Genomic DNA, 21616 nt, shown 5'->3' with positions numbered 1-21616 from the left:
AATTAAAGATTAAACTGTAAGCCAGCTGTAATAGATCGTAGGTTCCCTACAGACAAATCTGAAGTTGCTAATTCTGGATCGAGGCCGGTGTAGGGGGTAATCGTCCACAAATTCTGTCCATGTAGAAATAATTGGACTTTTCTGAGATTCATGCGATCTAGCATCTTAGAGGATAAGTCATAACTTAATGACAGCGTTTTTAACCTCAAAAATGAGGCATCCTGGTATGGAAAGGAGCTTTCCAGAACATTTCGATAAGCCGTCCCTCCCAGAAAAGAGGCAGAATATCTTTGATAACGGTCGTTATCCAAAACAGAGCTTAATACATTTTTATTGATTCCCGCCTGAAAGTTGGTCTGGATTCCTTCCTGCTTAACAAATTGAAATAAAAACTGCAGGTTGAAATTTCTATAATTCAGATTATTACTGATGCCTCCAAAGAATTGCCTATTCAGGTCCTTAATGATCACTCGATCTTCAAAATCAAGTTTACCATCATTATTAATATCTTTTACAGTATATAATCCAGTTTCGGGATCAAGTCCTTCATATTTATATAATAGACCAATATTTAAAGGATATCCTACACGATACGTGTTGGAATAAGAAGATTGTTCTAAGTCTGGGTAACTGATTAGCTCATTTTTTGGAATGGTAATATTTAAATTCGATCTCCAGCTAAAATTCTTTTTATCTAAATTGAGGGTTGCCAATTCGATCTCCAGTCCTTGATTTTCAACGGTCGCCGGGAGATTGGCCTGAACCGAAGTAAAGCCGGTTATATAGGGCAGGGAATACCCCACCAACTGGTTAGAAGACCTATTACGATACCAGCTTAATCCAAGATTTATACGGTCATTTAAGAATCCAAGTTGTAGTGCTGCTTCAAGTTTACGATTCACTTCCCAGGAATAATCGGGATTCGCTAATGAAGTAGGGTATAGACCATTTATACCTCTGGTAGCCTGATATGAATCAAGGTAACCGTAGTCTCCAATTTGATCATTGCCGGTACTACCATAACTTCCACGAAGCTTTGCGAAGGATAGAAAAGAAAGATTGCTTTTTAGAAACTCTTCTTCACTAATTATCCATGCTGCGCCAACCGCTCCAAAATTGGCAAATCGATTATTAGGTCCAAAACGGGAAGACCCATCTCTACGGGCCGTAAAATTCAAGAAATATTTCTTATCCCAGTTCAATCCAATACGGGAAAAGATTGCTGCGTATTTATATTTCGTTTCGCTACTTTTAGCATTGAGGATACTTTCTGCGGAACTTAAATTACCTATTAACGCTTCAGATGCATAGCCGCTTCCTTGAAAACTGCTAAGGGTTGATTTATTTCTTTGTAAAGTTCCCCCTAATAAAAATTCGGTCTGGAATTTATTAAACCCTTTATTATAAGTTAGCTGCGGTTCTATGATCCAGGATCTTCGACCGGTAGTAAGATGAAAAGAATTATTTACCGGATTGTTTGAAGGATTATAAGATCGTGCCGGCAACCTCCATAATTCGTCACTTTGATAATCAGTATAGCCGAGACTTGATTTCAACTTTAATCCTGGAAAAATCTCATAGGAAAGTAGGACGTTGGAAGTTAAATTTTTTGTTTGTGTGTTGGTAGTATTATAGAAGCCTTCAAATGGATTCGTAAGACCGGCTTCTCCCCATTCTTCCCAGTTCAGCGCTGTTTCCTCATTGAAAATGGAAGGTGCATTTGGTGGCAATAGAATTATTGAAGGATCCAGATTACCATTACCAACAAGGTTATTTCGATCTGTCCCATAATTCAGTTTCAAGTTTAATTGAAACTTATTATCTTTTGATAAATGGTTTAAAGCCATATTACCGGTACCCTTACGGTAATCGTAATCTCCCGGATAAACGGTGCCCTGTGTAAAATAAGTTCCTCCCAGTCTAAAGGAAGTAGATTCATTGCCACCGGAAAACGACAAATTAACATTAGTGACCTCTGAATTTCCACCAAACAAATACTCCTGCCAGTCGGTATAACGTTCCTGGTTCCATAAAACGAGATCATAAGCATTGTTTACATCCGGTTCAACTTCGTCATTTTGAAAAGCTTCTCGTCTCACCTGTAAATACTCTTCAGTATTTAATAAATCCATTCTTCCTGGTACTTTAGAAACCCCGGTATAAACCCTTGCTTCAAGTCCTGTCCCGTACTGAAACCCGGATTTCGTAGTTATTAAAACTACACCATTGGAGCCCCTAGAACCATAAATTGCTGTAGCATCTGCATCTTTGAGGACCTCGATACTTTCGATATTAGCCGGATTTAGATTATTTAAAGGATCTATTCCCGATGTGCTTAATAGTGAGTTGCTTGCTACCGGTTCGGAACTGATAGGAACACCGTCTATAATGTAGAGTGGGTAATTACCATCCTTCCTTAAACTGTTGGTTCCTCTAATTCTTATGGTAGATGCCATACCGGGATTAGCCCCACCGGAAATAATTTCCACTCCGGCCATTCTTCCCTGAAGGGCCTGGATAGGGCTAACCACCGGTTGGTTTTCTATTTCCTCTGCGGTTACGCGGGAAATGTTACCGGTACGTTCTCGCTGTGTTGTAGTGTAATAACCTGCATTAATCTCTACTTCGTTAAGCGACGCAATATCTTCTTTGAGTATTACATTAATAATGGAACGTCCATTAATCCCTATTTCTTGGTCTTTATATCCAATAGATGTAACAACAAGGGTGTCCTGTGAATTGGCATTTATACTATAATTCCCTGAAAGGTCTGTGTTTGTGCCGTACTGCTTATTCTTTATCAGAACTGTAACTCCCGGTAGAGACTTTCCATTAGTATTCGTAATGGCACCAGTAATTGGTTGCTGGTAAAATAGGGTAGGAGAGTAGGGCGTTGCCGCTTTGGCCTGACCCATCGCTAACATGACCAATAAGGCCATGGCTAAGAGGAACATGATGATAAGCATGCCCCGCTTGTAAAAATTTTTCATAATTTTACATTAGTTAAATGAAACATTTGTTTTATTAAAGCTTAGGCCTTCCCTGGACGACTGCAATCTCAAGGGAAGGCTTTTTTGCTTTTACCCGTCAAAACGAGTGTTCACTTTTCTTTTTTCCATATGCATTTTTTTATTGGCTAAACAAACTATTAAATTGGAGCAAAAAATCACCGTTCCCAAAACCATCTCTACATGAGAATTGGCTTTTGCCCACCCAACTACTGTAATAGAATAAACTGTTTACAGTATCCCACGGGATTATTAGCGGATTTTACCTCGTTCCCGTAAACAAGCTTGATAAAAACACTCCGTCGGGAATGCCGGCCGCTTTGACCTTTTTTTAAAATGTAGGATTAATTATAGCGACGTCTTTTCAGTGAAGAAACAAATGCTTTAAAAAATAAGTAGAGCAGGAAACACCTAAATACAAAAAAGGCGTGAGAGCTCATCTTATTGCATCAGAGGTACTGGTATACCTTAAAACCACAATAAGCAGCAAACTCACGCCCGGGTCGTGAGCATCCTTACTTATCCTCTCGTGGTTTATTTGAAAATTACCAGTTTTCTGACGCGAGATTCAAAGCGAATGCTTCTAATATTTTTACTTTAAGAAGTTTCGCAAATTTAATAAAAACAATCAAATATAAAATAAATTATCGGTACGTCAAAGCGTACCGATAATTTATTTTATACTCATTTACTTGCATTGATGGAAAAAGAGTTAGTAAACCATATTAAGTTTAAGACTGCAATAACTCTAAACATTCTTCTAAACCAAGCAAAATCTTACTCTGAAAATCAAACAAAAGATATTGCTACAAGTCAAGGAAAAATAGCTTCGTTTGCAGTCTTAAGAAAAGCTACAGTTACCAATATTCTCAATGCAAAGACCAATCCTAGTACAGCTACTTTAATTCTAATAGTGGAAGCTATGGGATTTACAATTAAGAACTTTGCAGAAGTCTATGAATCTATTGGAACCTCCAATTTACGGCAACTTGCCAAGCAGTTAAATAATCTTAAAGCAAAATAGAAAAATTAATGTTGGCATTCTTTTCTGATTTGATTATTTATACTTTTTCATCTTTTCTGAAACTAGTTATGCGTCTAATCTAAATAATTTTTGGATGTAATAGTTATCTTGCTGAGGATATAACAAGATTAGGCACAATCTAAAAGATAGTATGATAGAAAAAAGAATTATTCAAATTACAATATCAATAATAGGCTTAATTTTTATCGTATCTCATTTACTATGGCCAGGACTTAAAATTGACGGAATAACAGTAATTTTAGTTGTCATAATTATTGTTCCTTGGTTAGCACCACTTTTTAAGTCCTTTGAATTGCCTGGAGGATTAAAATTTGAATATCATCAATTAGAAAATGCTACTGAGAAATTAATAGGTGCAGGGTGGATAAAACAAGATGATTCAGTAGAAACTTCCAAAGAACATTATAAATATTCTTTTTTAAATGTAGTTGATTTAGACTCAAACTTGGCGTTGTCCGGTTTGAGAATGGAAATTGAATCCCGACTAAAAGATTTAGCCGAACATAATTCGATTTCTATAAAAAATAAGGGTATTAATCAATTGACTAGAGAACTCTCCACAAATGGAGTACTCACCTATATAGAATCTTCAGCTATAATAGACATTTTACCATTCCTTAATCGAGCATCTCACGGTCAAGAAGTTGACAAGAAAATTCACGATTGGGTAATTCAAATCGGACCTCAAATTTTGGATAATTTAGAAGCTAGAATTGGGGAACAAAAACTACCAAGCTTAATAGATTCATTTAAAAAAAGGGATGGAGGTCAAGGCATTGAACTCGGTTATGAACTTTCAAAATATCTAATAAAATCAACTAATTCATTCTTCGAAAAAATGAAAAAAGAAACTTTTAGAGAATGGTTAGATGAATTAGAAAACAGCTCTTTTACGATTTATAACGCTGATGATGAAATTGAAGAACAACTAAAACATGCTGAAATGTCAAAATTAAAGGAAATGATGCTCAACTCGGTTAATCAGTTTCTTGAAGAGAATAGTAATAATAAAGAAGCGAAAGCTCTTCAAGAAAAATTAAATAAAATTGAAATTAAAAGTATTTGGTAAGACTGTGTCTAACGGCGATTAAAGGGGCTAATATGGGGTATTCCATGAAAACGAATAATTTATAAAACAAACAACAAAAAAACAAGCCGACAACTCAGCGTGCTATATTCCGCACAATAGCCAACTGCAACCTTTCAGAGATTCAAATGCCCAATCTTTAGAATCCTTTAACATTAGAAAGATTTTTACTAAATTGCTCCAGCTACTCTACCCTACCTCGGAAGCATAAATTATTTACTACATACCCGAATCTTAATAATGGCAAAAAAGAAAACTACCAAAGAAAAATCTATTGAAGAAAGCCTGTGGGATGCTGCGAATAAATTACGTGGCTCCATCGAACCTTCAGAATACAAACATGTGGTGCTCGGGCTTATCTTCCTGAAATTTGCCAGTGATAAATTTGAAGTGCGCCGTGAGGAACTTGTTGCCGAAGGCAAAGAAAAGTATCTTGAGATGAAAGACTTCTATAATATGAAGAACGTCTTTTTCTTAGCAGAGACTTCCCGATGGAACTATCTTATTAAAAATGCGAAGCAAGACGATATTGCACTAAAGATTGATACCGCGTTAAACCAGATCGAAAAGAACAACCCATCTCTAAAGGGTGCATTGCCGGACAATTATTTTTCCCGCTTAGGACTGGACAAAAGTAAATTAGCCTCTCTTTTAGACACCATTAATAAAATAGATACTCAAAAAGACAAATCCCAGGATATTGTGGGGCGTGTATATGAATACTTTTTGTCCAAATTCGCGTTGGCGGAAGGAAAAGGAAAGGGAGAATTCTATACGCCAAAGAGTATTGTAAACCTTATTGCTGAAATGATAGAACCCTATAAAGGGATAATTTATGACCCGGCCTGTGGTTCAGGTGGAATGTTCGTGCAGTCTATCAAGTTTATCGAAAGCCACCACGGGAGCAAACGGGAAATTTCAATTTACGGACAGGAGTACACCAATACTACTTACAAAATGGCAAAAATGAACCTTGCCATTCGGGGGATATCTGCTAATCTGGGTGAAAAAGCGGCCGATACCTTTAGCAACGATCAGCATAAAGATCTGAAAGCAGATTATATTATGGCTAACCCGCCCTTTAATCAAAAGGACTGGCGTGGGCCGCAGGAATTAATTGATGATCCTCGATGGCAGGGTTATGAAGTCCCTCCAAAAAGCAACGCAAACTACGGCTGGATTCTAAATATGGTTTCCAAACTTTCAGATGATGGGGTTGCCGGGTTTATTCTGGCAAATGGAGCTCTTTCCGGGGGTGGCGAAGAATATAAAATTAGGAGAAAATTGGTGGAAAACAACCTGGTGGAAGCTATAGTGATTTTACCACAAAATATGTTTTATACCACTAACATAAGTGTAACCGTTTGGATCCTGAATAGGAATAAAACCGCACATTCACGTTCTATTGGTGATCAGGAACGCCATTACCGGGATAGGGAGGAGGAGGTTTTGTTTCTGGATTTACGCCAGATTGGGGAACCATTTGAGAAAAAATTTATTCAGTTTAGTCCAAAGCATATTCAGGATATTGCCAAAACCTACCACGATTGGCAACAGGAAAACACCGATTATAAAGATATCCCGGAATATTGTTACAGTGCCACCAAAGAAGATATTAAAAAAAAGGATTTTTCATTGGTGCCCAGTAAGTATATTGAATTTGTAAACCGGGATGAAAATATTGATTTTGATTCCAAAATGGCGGGTTTACAAAGCGACCTGTCCGATTTACTACAACAGGAAGAGCAATCTAAAAAGGAATTGTTAGACGTTTTTAATGAGCTGGGCTATGCGATCAAACTATAAGCCTATCGGAGATTACATACGACTAGTTGATGAACGTAATAAAGAGTTAAAAGTCTCTACGCTTTTAGGCTTAAGTATATCAAAAGAATTCATTCCTTCTGTGGCAAATACGGTTGGAACAAATATGCGCAACTATAAGATCATTCGTAAAAATCAGTTTGCTTGTAGTATTATGCAGGTGAGGAGAGATGGTAAAATGCCAGTGGCATTACTTGAAGATATTGAAGAAGCTATTATTTCCCAGGCTTATCCAGTATTTGAAATTATAGATACCGAAGTTTTATCACCTCAATATTTGATGATGTGGTTTACACGCTCAGAATTTGACAGGCAAGCGACTTTTCACGCTGTTGGGGGTGTAAGAGGAAGCCTGGAATGGGAGGATTTTTTAGCTTTTGAACTTCCCGTTCCATCCATCGAACAACAGCGGGAAATTGTAAGGGAATATAATGTAATAAAAAATCGCATCGCACTAAATCAGCAACTCAACAAAAAACTGGAAGAAACTGCGCAAGCGCTTTATAGGCATTGGTTTGTTGATTTTGAGTTTCCTAATGAAGAAGAAAAGCCATATAAATCTTCTGGAGGAAAAATGGTTTATAATGATGAATTGGATAAGGAGATTCCAGAGGGGTGGTTAAGTGGCTCTTTTGAAAATCATATAAAAATCAAAATGGGTCAATCTCCTAAAGGAAATACTTACAATCAAGAAGGTGTTGGAACTCCTCTTATAAACGGTCCGGTCGAGTTCGGAGAGTTTTTCACAGAGAAAACAAAATGGACTTCGGCTCCAACTAAGTTATGTGAAAAAGGAGATTTAATTGTTTGTGTTAGGGGGAGTACTACGGGTAGATACGTAAAAAGCGATGATGTATATTGTTTAGGACGCGGCGTTTGTAGTTTTAAGGGATTAAAATCTCAACGGTTTATTGATGAACTCTTTAAATCAAATTTGGATAAATTACTGACATATACTACCGGCTCAACATTTCCTAACTGGGATAGACAAACTCTCTTAGATTTTCCATCAATAGTACCTCCAAATGAGGTAATTCTTAAATTCCATAAAATGACCAATACATTATTTTCATTAGTTGAGACGAAAGCAAAAGCAAATAAAAAATTAATAAAATTCCAAACCCTTCTTTTTTCCAGGATGGCGAGAGTAGAAAGTGAAGAAGAAATAGTGAACCATTAATATGATATACAAATACCAACTAATCATTCTGGGCACAACAGGAAAATTATCAGATAGGATAGTAGATCTTTTTTTCGAAAAATTAATTGAATTGAAGCAATTGAAAGATTCTTTTATTTTAATTGATGAAAATAATTTTACTAAAGAATATAAAGCTAATCAACCTGCGTTTGCCATTTATTTTGGAGATAAAAATCGTGATTTTAAAAATATTGAAATTATAGATAAGTTACTAAAAGATGCAACATTAATCTTGCCGATTTATTACGATTCTTTTAGTGCAGAAATTCCGAAAATTTTAGAAAATCAAAATGGACAGCTTTACGATGAAACTAAAGACAGTAAAATAACGAACTTGGCTTTAGAATCTTTCGGAAAACTAAGACATACACGCAAGGTGTTTATTAGTTATAAAAGAGATGAATCCTCTTCTGTTGCAATCCAATTATATGAGGCTATGGAAAAAAATAATTTTGATGTTTTTCTAGATACACATTCCATCAAACAAGGAGAGCCTTTTCAAGAGGAATTATGGCATCGTATGACCGATTGTGACGTCATTGTTTTGCTAAATACCCCAAAATTCTTAACAAGTAAGTGGTGTAAAGAGGAGCTAGCAGAGGCTAATGCCAAACAGATTGGAATTGTTCAGTTGATTTGGCCAAACAATAAAATTGACAGCGCTGCACACGTCTCATTTCCCAAATACTTAAAAGATTCGGACTTTATTGATAATTTATATAAAAACAAGGATGCCTCTAAATTACAAGAAGATATTGTTAATGAAATAGTAAGTAGTGCAGAATCCGTTAGAGCCCGAAATTTAGCTTCCAGGCAAGATAATTTAATAACTGAATTTTCAAATATTGCTTTGAAATATGGAAAAAAAATTAACCTACAGCCTGAAAGAATTATAACAGAGGAATTGGGGAATAAAAAAAGAAGAATTTTTATTCCAACTATCGGGATACCACAGTCTTTAGATTGTAATATGTCGGAAGAATTGGCAAAAGAGATTAGTGAATATGAAGTGGAAAGCGTTTACTTAATTTTTGATGATATTAGGATTCGAGAAAAATGGTTAAAACATTTGGACTGGTTGAACAATTATTTAAAAATCAAAACACTTAAAAAGCAAAATTTCGACAAATGGTTTCAAAAAAATTAAAAAATATTTTCCTATCAGCAAGCATACCACTACCAGAGCGAGATCCAAAATATATAGATTCAGCCGATGTTATAGCAATACGAGATTCGGTTATTGCTTTGGCCACTACTATTTTACCGCACTATAGATTAATTTGGGGTGGGCATCCCTCCATTACACCCTTAATTAATTATGTTCTACAGAAAATGAATTTGACAATCCAAGATCACGTATTACTCTATCAATCTAGGTTTTTTGAAAATTTTTTTCCTGAAGATAATAACAAGTTTGAAAATGTGCGCTTAACTCCGGCTAACGATGACAGAGAAATTAGCTTAGGTTTGATGCGTGAATTAATGATTGGAACTAATGATTTTTATGCTGGTGTTTTTATAGGTGGAATGGAAGGAATTGAAATAGAGTATAAAATGTTCAGAGAGTTCCATCCGAATGCAAAGGTAATCCCTTTAGGCAGTACTGGTGCGGGATCTAAAATGGTTTATGATAATTTTGATTTTGAAAAAAATGAAAGGTTTTTAGAGGATTATGCTTACATGTCACTCTTTCAAGATTTATTAATTAAAAACAAATAAAATGGCAAGAAATGTATTTACAAGTTTTCATTACAAACCAGATAATTGGAGAGCCTCGACAGTTCGAAGTATAGGGAAAATAGAAGGTAATTCGGTTGCCACTCCTAATAAATGGGAAACAGTAACCAATGGAGGAGATGCTGCGATTAAGAAATGGATAAATGATAATATGACAGGTAAATCCTGTGTCATAGTATTAGTAGGGGAAAATACTGCAAATAGAAAATGGATCAATTATGAAATTGAAAGAGCCTGGTCTGAAAAAAAAGGTATTGTTGGGATTCATATTCATAATCTAAAAAACGGAAATGGGGAAAAATCTAATAAAGGAGATAATCCCTTTGATTATTTTGATTTTGGCAGCAAGAAATTTTCTTCCGTTATCAAATGTTACAATCCACCTTATACAGATAGCCAAAAAGTGTACAATCACATAAGAGAAAACATTGAAAACTGGATTGAAGAGGCTATAGAAATTAGAAAAAATAATTAGATGAGCATAATAGATAAGTCCCAACTATTAGGCTTCAGAAATGAGACGCGAACCTTTTCTAAAGGTTTGAATGGAAGCTTAAACGAATTTAGTAACGAAAGTAGAGTAGGAAAAGTTACAATCTTTTTATCTCATAAACATAATGAAAGAACTGAGTTAGATGCTGCTATCCAATTCTTGAAAAGAATGAATGTGAATATTTATGTGGACTGGCTTGATGGTGATATGCCTAAAAATACTTCTGGTAAAACAGCTTCAAGAATAAAAAGTAAGATAAAGGAGAATAGAAAATTTATATTCTTGGCCACTGAAGGTGCTATTAACTCCAAATGGTGTAATTGGGAACTAGGCATTGGAGATACGCATAAGTATATAAATCACATAGCTTTAATGCCAGTGAAAGAAGATTATAAAGGCTATACAGGTAATGAATACCTTCAAATATATCCTACGATAGAGTTCATTAGAAGATTTACTGTTGAAAGAAAAATTGGTGGTTATTTTGACGAAGGTTATTATGTTGTTTCTCCAATTGAGATTGGTGAGGTCCGCTCATATACTAAGCTTGATAATTGGCTTTCTAATTAAAAAAATATGCCCGAAACCAACCGTATAGAATATAAACGTGAACTTTCCGAAGGGCTGGAGAAGGAAGTGGTAGCTTTTTTAAACTACCGTGAAGGCGGCATAATTTATATAGGCATTGATAAAGAAGGTACCATAGTAGGTGTTCAGGATGCTGATAGCGACCAGCTAAAAATAAAAGATCGGTTAAAGAATAATATTCGTCCTTCAGCCCTTGGGCTTTTTGATATTGTAAGTGAAGAAAGGGATGGGAAAGAAATTTTAAAGATTATTGTGGCCAGCGGTTCCGAGAAACCATACCATCTCAAAAAATACGGGATGAGTGAAAAAGGCTGTTTTATACGCCTGGGTTCTGCTGCAGAACCCATGTCCCAAAAACTAATTGAAGAACTTTTTGCTTCTCGTACCCGGAATTCCATAGGGAAAATAAAAGCTCATCGCCAGGATCTAAACTTTGAGCAGCTTCATATTTATTACCAGGAAAAACAAAAACCCCTTAATAAACAGTTCAGGAAGAATTTAGAGCTTACAACCACCGATGGTGATTTGAATTACGCCGCTTATTTGCTGGCCGATGAAAATAACCTTTCCGTAAAGGTCGCAAAATATAAGGGTGACACGCGAGTAGATTTAATGGAAAGCAACGAATACGGTTATTGTTCCCTTGTGAAAGCTACTAAGAGTGTACTGGATAAAATAAGCCTGGAAAACCGCACCATCACACAAATAACTCAGAAAGAACGAAAGGAACATCGTCTATGGAATGCCATTGCACTTAGGGAAGCAATTATAAATGCCTTTGTACATAATGACTATACCCGAGAAATAGCACCAAAATTTGAGATATTTAATGATCGCATCGAAATAACTTCCGCAGGTTCTTTACCTGATGGCTTAAGTAAAAATGAGTTTTTTGAAGGCTTTTCAATTCCCCGGAACAAGGAGCTGATGCGTATTTATAAAGATCTGGACCTGGTAGAGCAATTAGGTTCGGGAATTCCCAGAATACTGGAATCGTACAGCAAAGAATGTTTCCGTTTTTCTGATAATTTCCTCAGGATGATATTTCCTGCCGCAGATGATGTTTATAGGGAGACCCCGCAAGTCACCCCCCAAGTTACCCCGCAAGTCACCCCCCAAGTACGGGATCTTCTTAATGTTTTTAAGGGCGAAGAAAGTAGAACCGAATTACAAAAATCATTAGGTCTTGTGGACAGAAAAAATTTTAGAATCAATTACTTAAACCCCGCTTTAGAAGAGGGTTTGGTAGAATTAACAATACCAGACAAACCCAAAAGCAGTAAACAGAAGTATAGGTTAACTGAGAAGGGAAGAAAAGCCAGACAGGAATGAAATTTACCGAAGCACAACTGGAAAGTGTTTTTGCCAACCAGCTGGAACAGGAAGGTTATAAGCACCAAATAGGAGGCACTATCTCACGAAAGGAAGATGAAGTGCTCATTGAAAGTGATCTTTGGGAATTTCTATTGACAAGGTACCGGAAAAACGGGATTACTAAAAATGAAATAGATTCCATTATCCTTAGACTTAAAACTCTTCCGGCATCAGACCTCTATGAAAGCAACAAGGAGTTTATGCAAATGCTTTCTGATGGTTTTTCGCTAAAGCGGGAAGACCGTTCCCAAAAAGATATCTGGATCTATTTAATTGATTATTCAGAAGACAACCAAAATACTTATAAGTTCGTTAATCAACTGGAAATTACCGGAACCCAAAAACGTATTCCTGACGGGATTCTTTATATTAATGGAATTCCGGTAGTTGTTTTCGAATTCAAAACGGCGATTCAGGAAAATACCACCATTTATGACGCCTATATTCAATTAACAGTACGTTACCAAAGGGACATACCTGAACTTTTTAAGTACAATGCATTTTGTGTCATTAGTGATGGTGTAAATACCAAAGCAGGTTCATTTTTTGCGCCTTATGAATTCTTTTATGCCTGGCGCAGGATCGCAGGATTGGCAAAAGAGGTTGACGGTATTGATAGTATGTTCACCCTTATCCAGGGAATGCTTCAGCAAGATCGCGTTCGGGACATTATTAAAAACTTTATTTATTTACCGGACAGTTCCAAGAAAGACGAAAAGATCGTGTGCCGCTATCCCCAGTATTATGCGGCCAGGGCTCTATTTGAAAATATTCAGAAAGTCCAAAAACCTAACGGAAACGGAAAAGGAGGCACTTACTTTGGAGCAACCGGTTCCGGAAAAAGTTTTACAATGCTTTTCCTAACCCGGCTTTTAATGAAAAGTGATCATTTTGAAAGCCCCACCATTATTTTGATTACAGATCGAACCGATTTGGATGATCAGCTTGCAGGGCAATTTACCAATGCCAAAGCCTTTATTGGGGATGATGCTATCGTAAGTGCAGAAAGCCGTGCAGACTTACGCAAACGGATTAGAGGAAGGGAAAGTGGAGGCGTGTTCCTTACCACTATACATAAGTTTACAGAAGATACCGAGTTACTTACGAATAGAAGCAATGTAATTTGTATATCTGATGAAGCTCACCGGAGCCAGACCAATCTTGACCAGAAAATAAAAATCACAGAAAAAGGGGTGCAGAAAACTTTTGGCTTTGCTAAGTACCTTCACGATTCTTTGCCTAACGCTACTTTTGTAGGTTTTACCGGGACGCCAATCGATGCTACTTTAGATGTATTTGGGAAGGTAGTAGATGAATATACAATGACAGAATCTGTAATAGATGAAATTACAGTACGTATTGTATATGAAGGAAGGGCAGCGAAAGTGGCCCTTGAAAACAGAGAATTAAAGAAAATTGAGGAATATTACCGGGTAGCTGAGGAAGAAGGTGCGAATGAGTACCAGGTAGAAGAGAGTAAAAAGCAGTCGGCTAACATTAATGCCATTTTGAGTGATCCGGATCGTTTACAGGCCATAGCAGATGATTTTGTCAATCATTATGAAAAAAGGCTGGAGGAAGGTGCTACCGTAAAAGGAAAAGCAATTTTCGTTTGTAGCAATCGTGAAATAGCTTACGAGCTTTATAAGAACATCATCGAATCAAGACCGGAATGGGCAAAGATTAGAAAGGCAGAAGAAGGTGCCGATTTAACTGAAAAAGACAGGAAGCAACTCAAGCCTATTGAGCGGATAAAGATGATCATGACAAGAGGAAAAGACGATCCAAAAGAAATGTATGATCTTTTAGGAACAAAAGAGTACCGGAAAGAGCTGGACCGTCAATTTAAAAATGAGAAATCGAATTTTAAAATTGCCATTGTCGTAGATATGTGGCTCACAGGTTTTGATGTGCCGTTTCTGGATAGTATCTATATCGATAAGCCCATCCAGCAGCATAACCTTATCCAGACGATTTCTCGGGTAAACCGGAAGTTCCAGGGCAAAAACAAAGGACTGGTAGTAGATTATATTGGTATTAAGAAACAAATGAACTTAGCTCTTGCCAAATACAATAAGGGTGAGCGTCAGAATTTTGAGGATATTGAAAAGTCCCTGAAGATAGTTAGGGACCACCTGGATTTACTGGCCAGGATTTTTCACAAATTCGATAGTACCGATTATTTCCATGGAGATCCTTTAAGCCAGTTAAACAATCTTAACCAGGCCGTTGAATACGTACAGCAAACTAAGGAGCTGGAAACACGCTTTATGGATTTAGTGAAACGCCTGAAAGCGGCCTATGATATTTGTGCGGGGAGTGAAAAGTTAACACAGGAAGAACGTGATTATACTCATTTTTACTTAGCTGTAAAGTCTATAGTCTTTAAGCTCACCAGGGGAAATGCACCGGATACCGCCCAGATGAACGCCAAAGTAAGAGAGATGATCAAAATTGCATTGGCAAGTGAAGGCGTGGAGGAGATCTTTAAAATGGGCGATCAGACCAACAGTCAGCAGGACATATTTGATGAGGATTATTTGGCGAAAATCGATAAGATCAAATTGCCCAATACTAAAATCAAACTTTTACAGCAATTACTGGCCAGGGCGATTGGAGAGATTAAAAAAGTGAACAAGGTAAAAGGAGTAGATTTTTCTAAAAAGATGGAAGGCCTCGTCTCCCGATACAATGAGAGAAAAGGAGATGTATTACGCGGAGAGGTCTACGAAGAGATGGCAGAGCAGCTCACAGACCTAATCTGGCAGGTACAAAAGGAGTTTTCGGCCGGGGAAAAGTTAGGAATTGATTTTGAAGAAAAAGCTTTCTATGATATTTTAAGAGAGCTCTGTGTAAAGTATGATTTTCAATATCCCGAACATAAGCTCATCGAGCTTTCAAAAGCTATAAAAGATTTAGTGGATGAACAGGCGAAATTCCCGGACTGGAGCAAAAGGAACGACATTAAATCTGCCTTAAAAGTGGGGCTAATTTTATTACTCGATGAACACGGTTATCCGCCGGTGGAACGGGATGAAGTTTATGAAGAAATATTTGAACAAGCGGAGAATTTTAAGAAAAATAGAGCGGTGTAAATGAGTTACTATGCTTTATAGTCTTGAGGCTAAGAAGTACCTGGAATAGTATTCCTTCGGATGATTATGACTCCTTTTAAACAATTTCCTAATAACCTTAAATAATAGCTCTAATTACTTGTAATTCACCTTTCTTTAAAAAGCTCTTTCACTCTAATTAATGGGTGTAATTTATTGTTATAGGCTATGTTTGCACCCTGATTTTTTTTTTGTGATTTCTTCATTTCAAGAATCTAACGTTTCGCATTTCTTCACTGCTTTACTTTTAGGAATTTTTTACAGCTGCATCTCTAAGGGATATATATGAGAACTTTTTACGATAGGGAAGAGGATGTATTTCATAGCTATCAGGTTTCAGGCATGCTGAGCTATTCCAGGGAAGTAATGGGCAGTGATTCAAGATTGGATCTTAATTACTAAAATATTGAATCTTATTAACGATGGAAAATTAATGGTTACTTTCTAGAGTTAATTTTCGGAATAAATATAAAATTCCGTTTCAATTGATATCAAACGGAGATTTTCTATATGGCTCTTATTTATTTATTAAAAAAAATGAGATTCTGTACTTATTCTGTACTAGGTATAAAAACAAAAAGCTTCACATTTCTGTGAAGCCTTGATTTTACTTGTAGCGAGACCGAGATTTGAACTCGGGACCTCCGGGTTATGAATCCGACGCTCTAACCAACTGAGCTACCTCGCCATAGGATTTTTACACTTTACGAATCCTGTTAAATGCCTTGTCATAAAAGGCTTCGCAGGATTTCCTTAATGCGGGTGCAAATATAAAAACAATTTGTATTGGCGCAAACTTTATTTTCTAAAATATTTATTTTGATTTCTTTTTATCTTTCTAATTAATATCTATATTGCCCGAAACTAATTAATCAAGAATGGAAGAAAAGATAAAGTACGAAATGGAGTTTCCAATCCAAGCTTCTCCTTCATTACTATACCAATATATTTCAACACCTTCAGGTTTAAGTGAGTGGTATGCCGATAACGTAAATTCCCGAGGGGAATTTTTTACTTTTATATGGGAAGGTAGTGAAGAAAAGGCAAAGCTTATGAGTAAAAAAAGTGATGAGCGTATTAAATTTAAATGGATAGATGATGAAGACACTCCTTATTTTTTCGAATTACGTATTCAGGTAGATGATATTACCAAAGATGTTTCCCTTATGATTACTGATTTTGCTGAAGATGACGAAATAGAGGAAGGTAAGATGCTTTGGGATAATATGATTTCAGAACTTAAACAGATTCTAGGATCAGCCTAGATTTCTTATTATAAATAGTAACTTTGCCCCGTTTTTAAACGGGGTTTTTTTATGATCAATTTAGACGGAAATATAGTTAACGAGGAAAATGCAAAATTATCGGTGCTTAATCGAGGTTTTGCTTATGGTGATTCGGTATTTGAAACTGTTCGTGTAATTAATGGGAAAATAATGTTCTGGGAAGATCATTATTTCAGATTAATGGCTTCCATGCGAATTATGAGAATGGAGATTCCTTCCAGCTTTTCTCCTGAATTTCTTGAAAAAGAAATCAAGGATATAATTGAAGCGAATGATCTTAATTCTTCGGCAGCACGTATTAGGTTCGCTGTATACAGGTTACAGGGTGGTTATTATACCCCTGCTACAAGGGAGATTGGTTATGTGATCACTACCGAGGCTATGGAAAATTCCTTTTATCTTTTTAATGATAATCCTTACGAAATAGAATTATTCAAAGATCATTACGTGAATAGTGGCCTGCTTTCTACTATAAAATCAAATAACCGAGCAGTTAATGTTCTTGGTAGCATTTATGCCAGGGAAAATGATTATGACAATTGCCTGCTTTTAAATGAAAAGAAGAGTGTAGTGGAAGCGTTGAATGGGAATATCTTTTTGGTTAAAGGAAATACTATTAAAACGCCACCAATTGCTGATGGAGCTTTAAATGGTATTATCAGGAAACAGCTGATCAATATTCTGAAGAAAACTGAGGAATACACTCTTGAAGAAACTTCTATATCTCCTTTTGAGCTTCAAAAAGCAGATGAGTTATTTATTACGAATGTTGCCCAGGGAATTCAGCCGGTTAGTAAATACCGTAAGAAGAATTTTGAAAATAAAGTTTCAAAGGATCTGTTAAGCAAACTTAATGTAAAAGCTAGACTTGGTTAATTATAGGTAGGATTTTCAGGGGAATTAGACCAAAGCATATATTCGCCACCTAATTCTAACATTTTATCTTTCCAGAAAGAATTGTAGGGTTTTTCAAGCAAATCTTTGTTGTCTTCATTTACAGTGATCACCCAGGAGTGAGAATTTAGCTCATCATCAAGTTGATTGGCATCCCAACCAGAATAGCCTAAAAAGAACTTGATCTGCTTATCATCTATAAGCTCTTTTGCGATCAACTCCATAACTACTTCAAAGTTACCTCCCCAGTAAATTCCATGTGCAATTTCTATACTGTCTGGAATAAGGTCTGGTATCTTATGAATAAAGTATAGATTGTCCTGTTCTACAGGCCCCCCGTTGTATACCTTAAAATCACCCTTTACTTCAGGGATTAGATCTTTAAGTGTGAAATCGAGAATTTTATTCAGGATAAATCCAACCGATCCATTATCGGAATGGTCAGCAAGAAGAACCACAGAACGATTAAAAGACACATCTCCTATAATAGATGGTTCTGCGACTAAAAGATGGCCTTTGGTTGGTTTTAACGCGATCATTGTAGCAGTCTTTTTAACTAAACTAATTATTTCCTATAAATAATGCAATACAATAAGAAAATTTTTGAATAAAAAAGCCTCCCAATGGGAGGCTTCTAAAAATTTACTAATGCAAATTATTAGTTTACAGCTTTTTGTAAATCAGCTCCGGCTTTAAATTTCACTACGTTTTTAGCAGCAATCTTAATAGTTTTTCCGGTTTGTGGGTTTCTTCCTTCACGAGCAGCTCTTTTAGATACAGACCATGATCCGAATCCTACTAATGATACTCTATCTCCTTTTTTAAGAGACTTCTCAACGTTCTCAAGGAAAGACTCTAATGCTTTTTTTGCTGCTGCCTTAGAAATTCCAGCGTTTTCAGCCATTGCGTCGATTAAATCTGTTTTGTTCATAATTTGAATTTTAAATTAATTGTTGGTTAAACATTCTGTTAAACTGGTATACAAATTTATACGGATTTCTTGTTCACGCAAGTAATGACAAGGGAAAAGCCCGTATTTGTTAATAACTTGGTTGTTTTGTTAATAAAGATAATTGTTTTTTATTAAAATGCAACCGATTCAGTGTTAATAAGGCTTTAGCGCATTTTTGCCTCTGGCGCAAAATTAAAACCATTTAAAAGCGCTTTAGATAGCATTTTTCTCTTTCCTGGTAATTGAATTTCCTTAATTAAAATGAATCCGTTAGTTGCAGCTACTTTTATCTGGTTATCCTTAATTGTTACAGTACCATTAGGTAAGTGATGTTCCTGCATGATCCTTTCTATATCATAGATCTTTACCTGTACTTCATCTGTAGAATTCTCCAGGTAACACCACGCTGCCGGATATGGGTTGAGACCCCTAATTAGATTATATATTTGATCTACAGGTTTATTCCAGTCTATTTTAGTATTATCCCTGTTTAGCTTAGGTGCTTCTTTTAATGTGCTGGATTCTAGCTGCGGTTTTGGTTCGATTTCTTCTTTGGCAATAGCGTAAAGAGTTTTTACTACCAGTTTAGAACCAATATTCATTAATCTGTCATGGACCGATTCTACATTCTCTGATTCATCTATATTAGTTTCTTCCTGGAGTATCATTGCGCCGGTATCTATCTTCTCATCTAAAAAGAAAGTAGAAACACCGGTTTTTTTATCTCCATTAATAATTGCCCAGTTAATTGGTGCTGCTCCCCGGTATTGGGGTAGAAGGGAGGCGTGTAAATTAAATGTTCCGTATTCGGGCAGGTCCCAAACAGATTTAGGTAGCATTCTAAATGCGACAACTACCTGTATATTGGGGTTTAATTCTTTTAGTTCTTTCTGAAAATCTTCCGCTTTGAGATTTGTTGGTTGTAAAACCTTTAAACCTTTAGATACAGCATATGTCTTTACAGCACTTTCTCTTAATTTCCTACCTCTCCCGGCAGGTCTGTCTGGAGCGGTGATCACACCTACAACATTAAAACCAGCATCAGTGATCGCCTCCAGGCTTTTTACGGCAAATTCTGGAGTACCCATGAATACTACTCTCAGGTCTTTCATTTATTTATAATTTTATACTTATTATTAGGGGTTCTATCAAGAATTCCTTTTTCGCAGAGCAAACTTATTACTTTTAAAATAGCAGTTTCAGAATAATCCAGGTTTGTGATAATTTCTCTCGAATCCTGTGGTCCTTTTTTAAGTAGTCTTAAGATTTTCAAGTAGATTTCGTTCATGTCATCTCTGGTTAATTCCTTCTTTTCTTTAAGGCAGACAGAACACTTACCGCATGCAGGTGGATCTTTCTCTCCAAAATATTTAAGTAGTTGAATCTGCTTGCAAATATTGTCATTCTGTACAAATTCAAGGACAGCTTCGATTTTATCCCTTTTTGTTTTATTGTATTCCTTAATAAAGGATGCTACAGGATTAATGGTAGAATCGTCTTCACGTGGAACCAGAAATGTAATACTGGCATCATGTTTAGAAAGATTGAATTCAATGATCTCCTTATCATTTAATTCTTCAAATATCTTTATGCTCTCCCTTTCTGAAAGATTAGCCTTGTCACATACAGAGGCTAGATTAAAGGAGATAAGATTCTCAAAAACACCTCCATAGTTTCTAAGGATAGATCTTAATAGATGAGCATACCTAGGATTTTCATCAAGGTAATTATCTAAATGATTGCCCGACAATAAGATTTGGATCTCGGTTCTTTTCTGGTAATTCTGGGATAATCTCAAAATGCTACATCCATCCAGCAATTGCAGTGCATTGAAAGCTTTATGTGAATTGAATTGGTATTGATGACAAAAACTGGCAAAATTGAAATCGTGTTCTGTATTCTCTCCTTCTCCAAATGCGATTCTAAAGTAAGCATTCAACTTTCTGTATAATAGCTTTACGTCTTCTACAGAGGCCAGGTTATTTAAAAACTGGTTCTTTAAAACTGGAATATCCCCTGAATTGGTGAGTATAATAGCTCTCGAAGGCTTGCCATCTCTACCGGCTCTACCAGCTTCCTGGAAATAACTCTCCATACTCTCAGGTAGGTCGATATGTATAACCGTTCTTACGTCTGGTTTATCTATACCCATACCAAAGGCTGTGGTGGCAACCATTACGCTAATTTTATTGGTAAGCCATTGTTCAAATTTCTTAGACTTTTCTTCTTTTTTAAGTCCGCCGTGATAAGCTGCAGCGGTTATACCTTGCTTATTTATGAATTGAGAGATCTCCTGAGTGGCATTTCTGCTGCGTACATATATTATCGCTGAATCATCACGAAGTATTTGAGTGAGACGAAAATATTTATCTTCAGTTTTAATGACCTCATACTGGAGATTCGTTCTTTCGAATGACTTTTGATGAATATCGGGATCTTCAAATTTAAGTTGCTCACAAATATCTTTTACCACGTCTTTGGTAGCTGTTGCGGTAAATGCAGCAATATTTACTTCGGGTAATAGTTCACGTAATTCTGAAATGTTCCTGTAAGCGGGTCTGAAATCATGGCCCCATTGAGAGATACAATGTGCTTCATCTACCGCAATGAGATTGATGTTCATTTGCTTCAGACGTTCCCTTACGATTTCCTGCTGAAGTCTTTCCGGAGAAAGATATAGGAATTTGAAGTTTCCGAAAATACAATTATCGAGGTTTCGATCCAGATCAGTATAAGAAATACCTCCTGTGATCGCCATGGCTTTGATATTTTTTTGTTGTAAAGCATTTACCTGGTCCTCCATCAATGATATCAATGGGGAAACTACAATACAGATACCTTCTTTTATAAGTGCAGGTACCTGAAAGCAAATAGATTTTCCGCCGCCAGTAGGGAAGAGGGTTAAGGTATCTTTCCCATCAAGGATAGATTCAATGACCTCAAGTTGCTGTGGTCTGAACTCCCGGAACCCCCAGTATTTCTCTAATATTTTTAAAGCCTCCTCTTTCAAATTC

The 21616-nt window shown here is 36.3% G+C and carries 17 protein-coding genes and 1 tRNA gene; 12 read left to right on the top strand and 6 right to left on the bottom strand.

Annotation, left to right across the window (positions count from 1 at the left end; all coding sequences use genetic code 11):
• Nucleotides 1-2: 2 nt before the first annotated feature.
• Nucleotides 3-2990: a SusC/RagA family TonB-linked outer membrane protein gene (locus G530_RS0110625; protein WP_026934518.1), complete on the bottom strand. Its 2988-nt coding sequence runs from the start codon at nucleotides 2988-2990 to the stop codon at nucleotides 3-5.
• 718 nt (nucleotides 2991-3708) lie between these two features.
• On the opposite strand from G530_RS0110625, the gene G530_RS0110620 reads away from it, so the two are divergent.
• The 10 genes from G530_RS0110620 (at nucleotide 3709) to G530_RS0110575 (ending at nucleotide 15452) form a co-directional block, all read left to right on the top strand.
• Nucleotides 3709-4032 (top strand): hypothetical protein, encoded by a 324-nt coding sequence (locus G530_RS0110620; protein ID WP_026934517.1) that lies wholly within the window; start codon nucleotides 3709-3711, stop codon nucleotides 4030-4032.
• A gap of 151 nt (nucleotides 4033-4183) precedes the next feature.
• Entirely contained in the window at nucleotides 4184-5122 is a 939-nt protein-coding gene (locus G530_RS0110615) for a hypothetical protein (RefSeq protein WP_026934516.1), read from the top strand.
• Between the two features lie 258 nt (nucleotides 5123-5380).
• The gene (locus G530_RS0110610) at nucleotides 5381-6946 is read left to right on the top strand and encodes a type I restriction-modification system subunit M (protein ID WP_026934515.1); all 1566 of its coding nucleotides are present in this window, start codon (nucleotides 5381-5383) and stop codon (nucleotides 6944-6946) included.
• Nucleotides 6918-8144, top strand: a complete 1227-nt coding sequence (locus G530_RS17525; RefSeq protein ID WP_240472149.1) for a restriction endonuclease subunit S — start codon at nucleotides 6918-6920, stop codon at nucleotides 8142-8144. Before G530_RS0110610 ends, G530_RS17525 begins: the two co-directional genes overlap by 29 nt.
• A gap of 1 nt (nucleotide 8145) precedes the next feature.
• Nucleotides 8146-9312 carry a toll/interleukin-1 receptor domain-containing protein gene (locus G530_RS0110600; protein WP_026934514.1) on the top strand — a complete coding sequence of 389 codons (1167 nt, stop codon included), beginning with the start codon at nucleotides 8146-8148 and terminating at the stop codon, nucleotides 9310-9312.
• Nucleotides 9294-9884: an SLOG domain-containing protein gene (locus G530_RS0110595; protein WP_026934513.1), complete on the top strand. Its 591-nt coding sequence runs from the start codon at nucleotides 9294-9296 to the stop codon at nucleotides 9882-9884. Before G530_RS0110600 ends, G530_RS0110595 begins: the two co-directional genes overlap by 19 nt.
• 1 nt (nucleotide 9885) lies before the next feature.
• The gene (locus G530_RS0110590) at nucleotides 9886-10377 is read left to right on the top strand and encodes a TIR domain-containing protein (RefSeq protein ID WP_026934512.1); all 492 of its coding nucleotides are present in this window, start codon (nucleotides 9886-9888) and stop codon (nucleotides 10375-10377) included.
• Nucleotides 10378-10965: a TIR domain-containing protein gene (locus G530_RS0110585; RefSeq protein WP_026934511.1), complete on the top strand. Its 588-nt coding sequence runs from the start codon at nucleotides 10378-10380 to the stop codon at nucleotides 10963-10965.
• Between the two features lie 6 nt (nucleotides 10966-10971).
• Nucleotides 10972-12315 (top strand): Fic family protein, encoded by a 1344-nt coding sequence (locus tag G530_RS0110580; protein ID WP_026934510.1) that lies wholly within the window; start codon nucleotides 10972-10974, stop codon nucleotides 12313-12315.
• Entirely contained in the window at nucleotides 12312-15452 is a 3141-nt protein-coding gene (locus G530_RS0110575; RefSeq protein WP_026934509.1) for a type I restriction endonuclease subunit R, read from the top strand. Before G530_RS0110580 ends, G530_RS0110575 begins: the two co-directional genes overlap by 4 nt.
• Nucleotides 15453-16084: 632 nt before the next feature.
• On the opposite strand, the gene G530_RS0110565 is transcribed toward G530_RS0110575, so the two are convergent.
• A tRNA-Met gene (locus G530_RS0110565) sits at nucleotides 16085-16158 on the bottom strand.
• 190 nt (nucleotides 16159-16348) lie between these two features.
• On the opposite strand from G530_RS0110565, the gene G530_RS0110560 reads away from it, so the two are divergent.
• A complete protein-coding gene (locus G530_RS0110560) occupies nucleotides 16349-16735 on the top strand; it encodes an START-like domain-containing protein (protein WP_026934508.1) in 387 nt (128 codons plus the stop codon).
• 51 nt (nucleotides 16736-16786) lie between these two features.
• Entirely contained in the window at nucleotides 16787-17632 is an 846-nt protein-coding gene (locus G530_RS0110555; RefSeq protein ID WP_026934507.1) for an aminotransferase class IV, read from the top strand.
• On the opposite strand, the gene G530_RS0110550 is transcribed toward G530_RS0110555, so the two are convergent.
• The 4 genes from G530_RS0110550 to G530_RS0110535 form a co-directional block, all read right to left on the bottom strand.
• Entirely contained in the window at nucleotides 17629-18189 is a 561-nt protein-coding gene (locus tag G530_RS0110550) for a YqgE/AlgH family protein (RefSeq protein WP_026934506.1), read from the bottom strand. The genes G530_RS0110555 and G530_RS0110550 overlap by 4 nt on opposite strands.
• 119 nt (nucleotides 18190-18308) lie before the next feature.
• Nucleotides 18309-18581: an HU family DNA-binding protein gene (locus G530_RS0110545; protein WP_006990442.1), complete on the bottom strand. Its 273-nt coding sequence runs from the start codon at nucleotides 18579-18581 to the stop codon at nucleotides 18309-18311.
• A gap of 185 nt (nucleotides 18582-18766) precedes the next feature.
• Nucleotides 18767-19714: a methionyl-tRNA formyltransferase gene (gene fmt / locus G530_RS0110540; protein ID WP_026934505.1), complete on the bottom strand. Its 948-nt coding sequence runs from the start codon at nucleotides 19712-19714 to the stop codon at nucleotides 18767-18769.
• Complete coding sequence (locus tag G530_RS0110535; RefSeq protein WP_026934504.1) at nucleotides 19711-21612, bottom strand: RecQ family ATP-dependent DNA helicase; 1902 nt, start codon at nucleotides 21610-21612, stop codon at nucleotides 19711-19713. The genes fmt and G530_RS0110535 overlap by 4 nt, the downstream gene beginning before the upstream one ends.
• Between the last annotated feature and the right edge of the window lie 4 nt (nucleotides 21613-21616).

Source organism: Christiangramia echinicola DSM 19838 (assembly GCF_000423065.1).
Taxonomy (GTDB): Bacteria; Bacteroidota; Bacteroidia; order Flavobacteriales; family Flavobacteriaceae; genus Christiangramia; species Christiangramia echinicola.
This window is presented reverse-complemented; position numbering and strand designations above follow the sequence as displayed.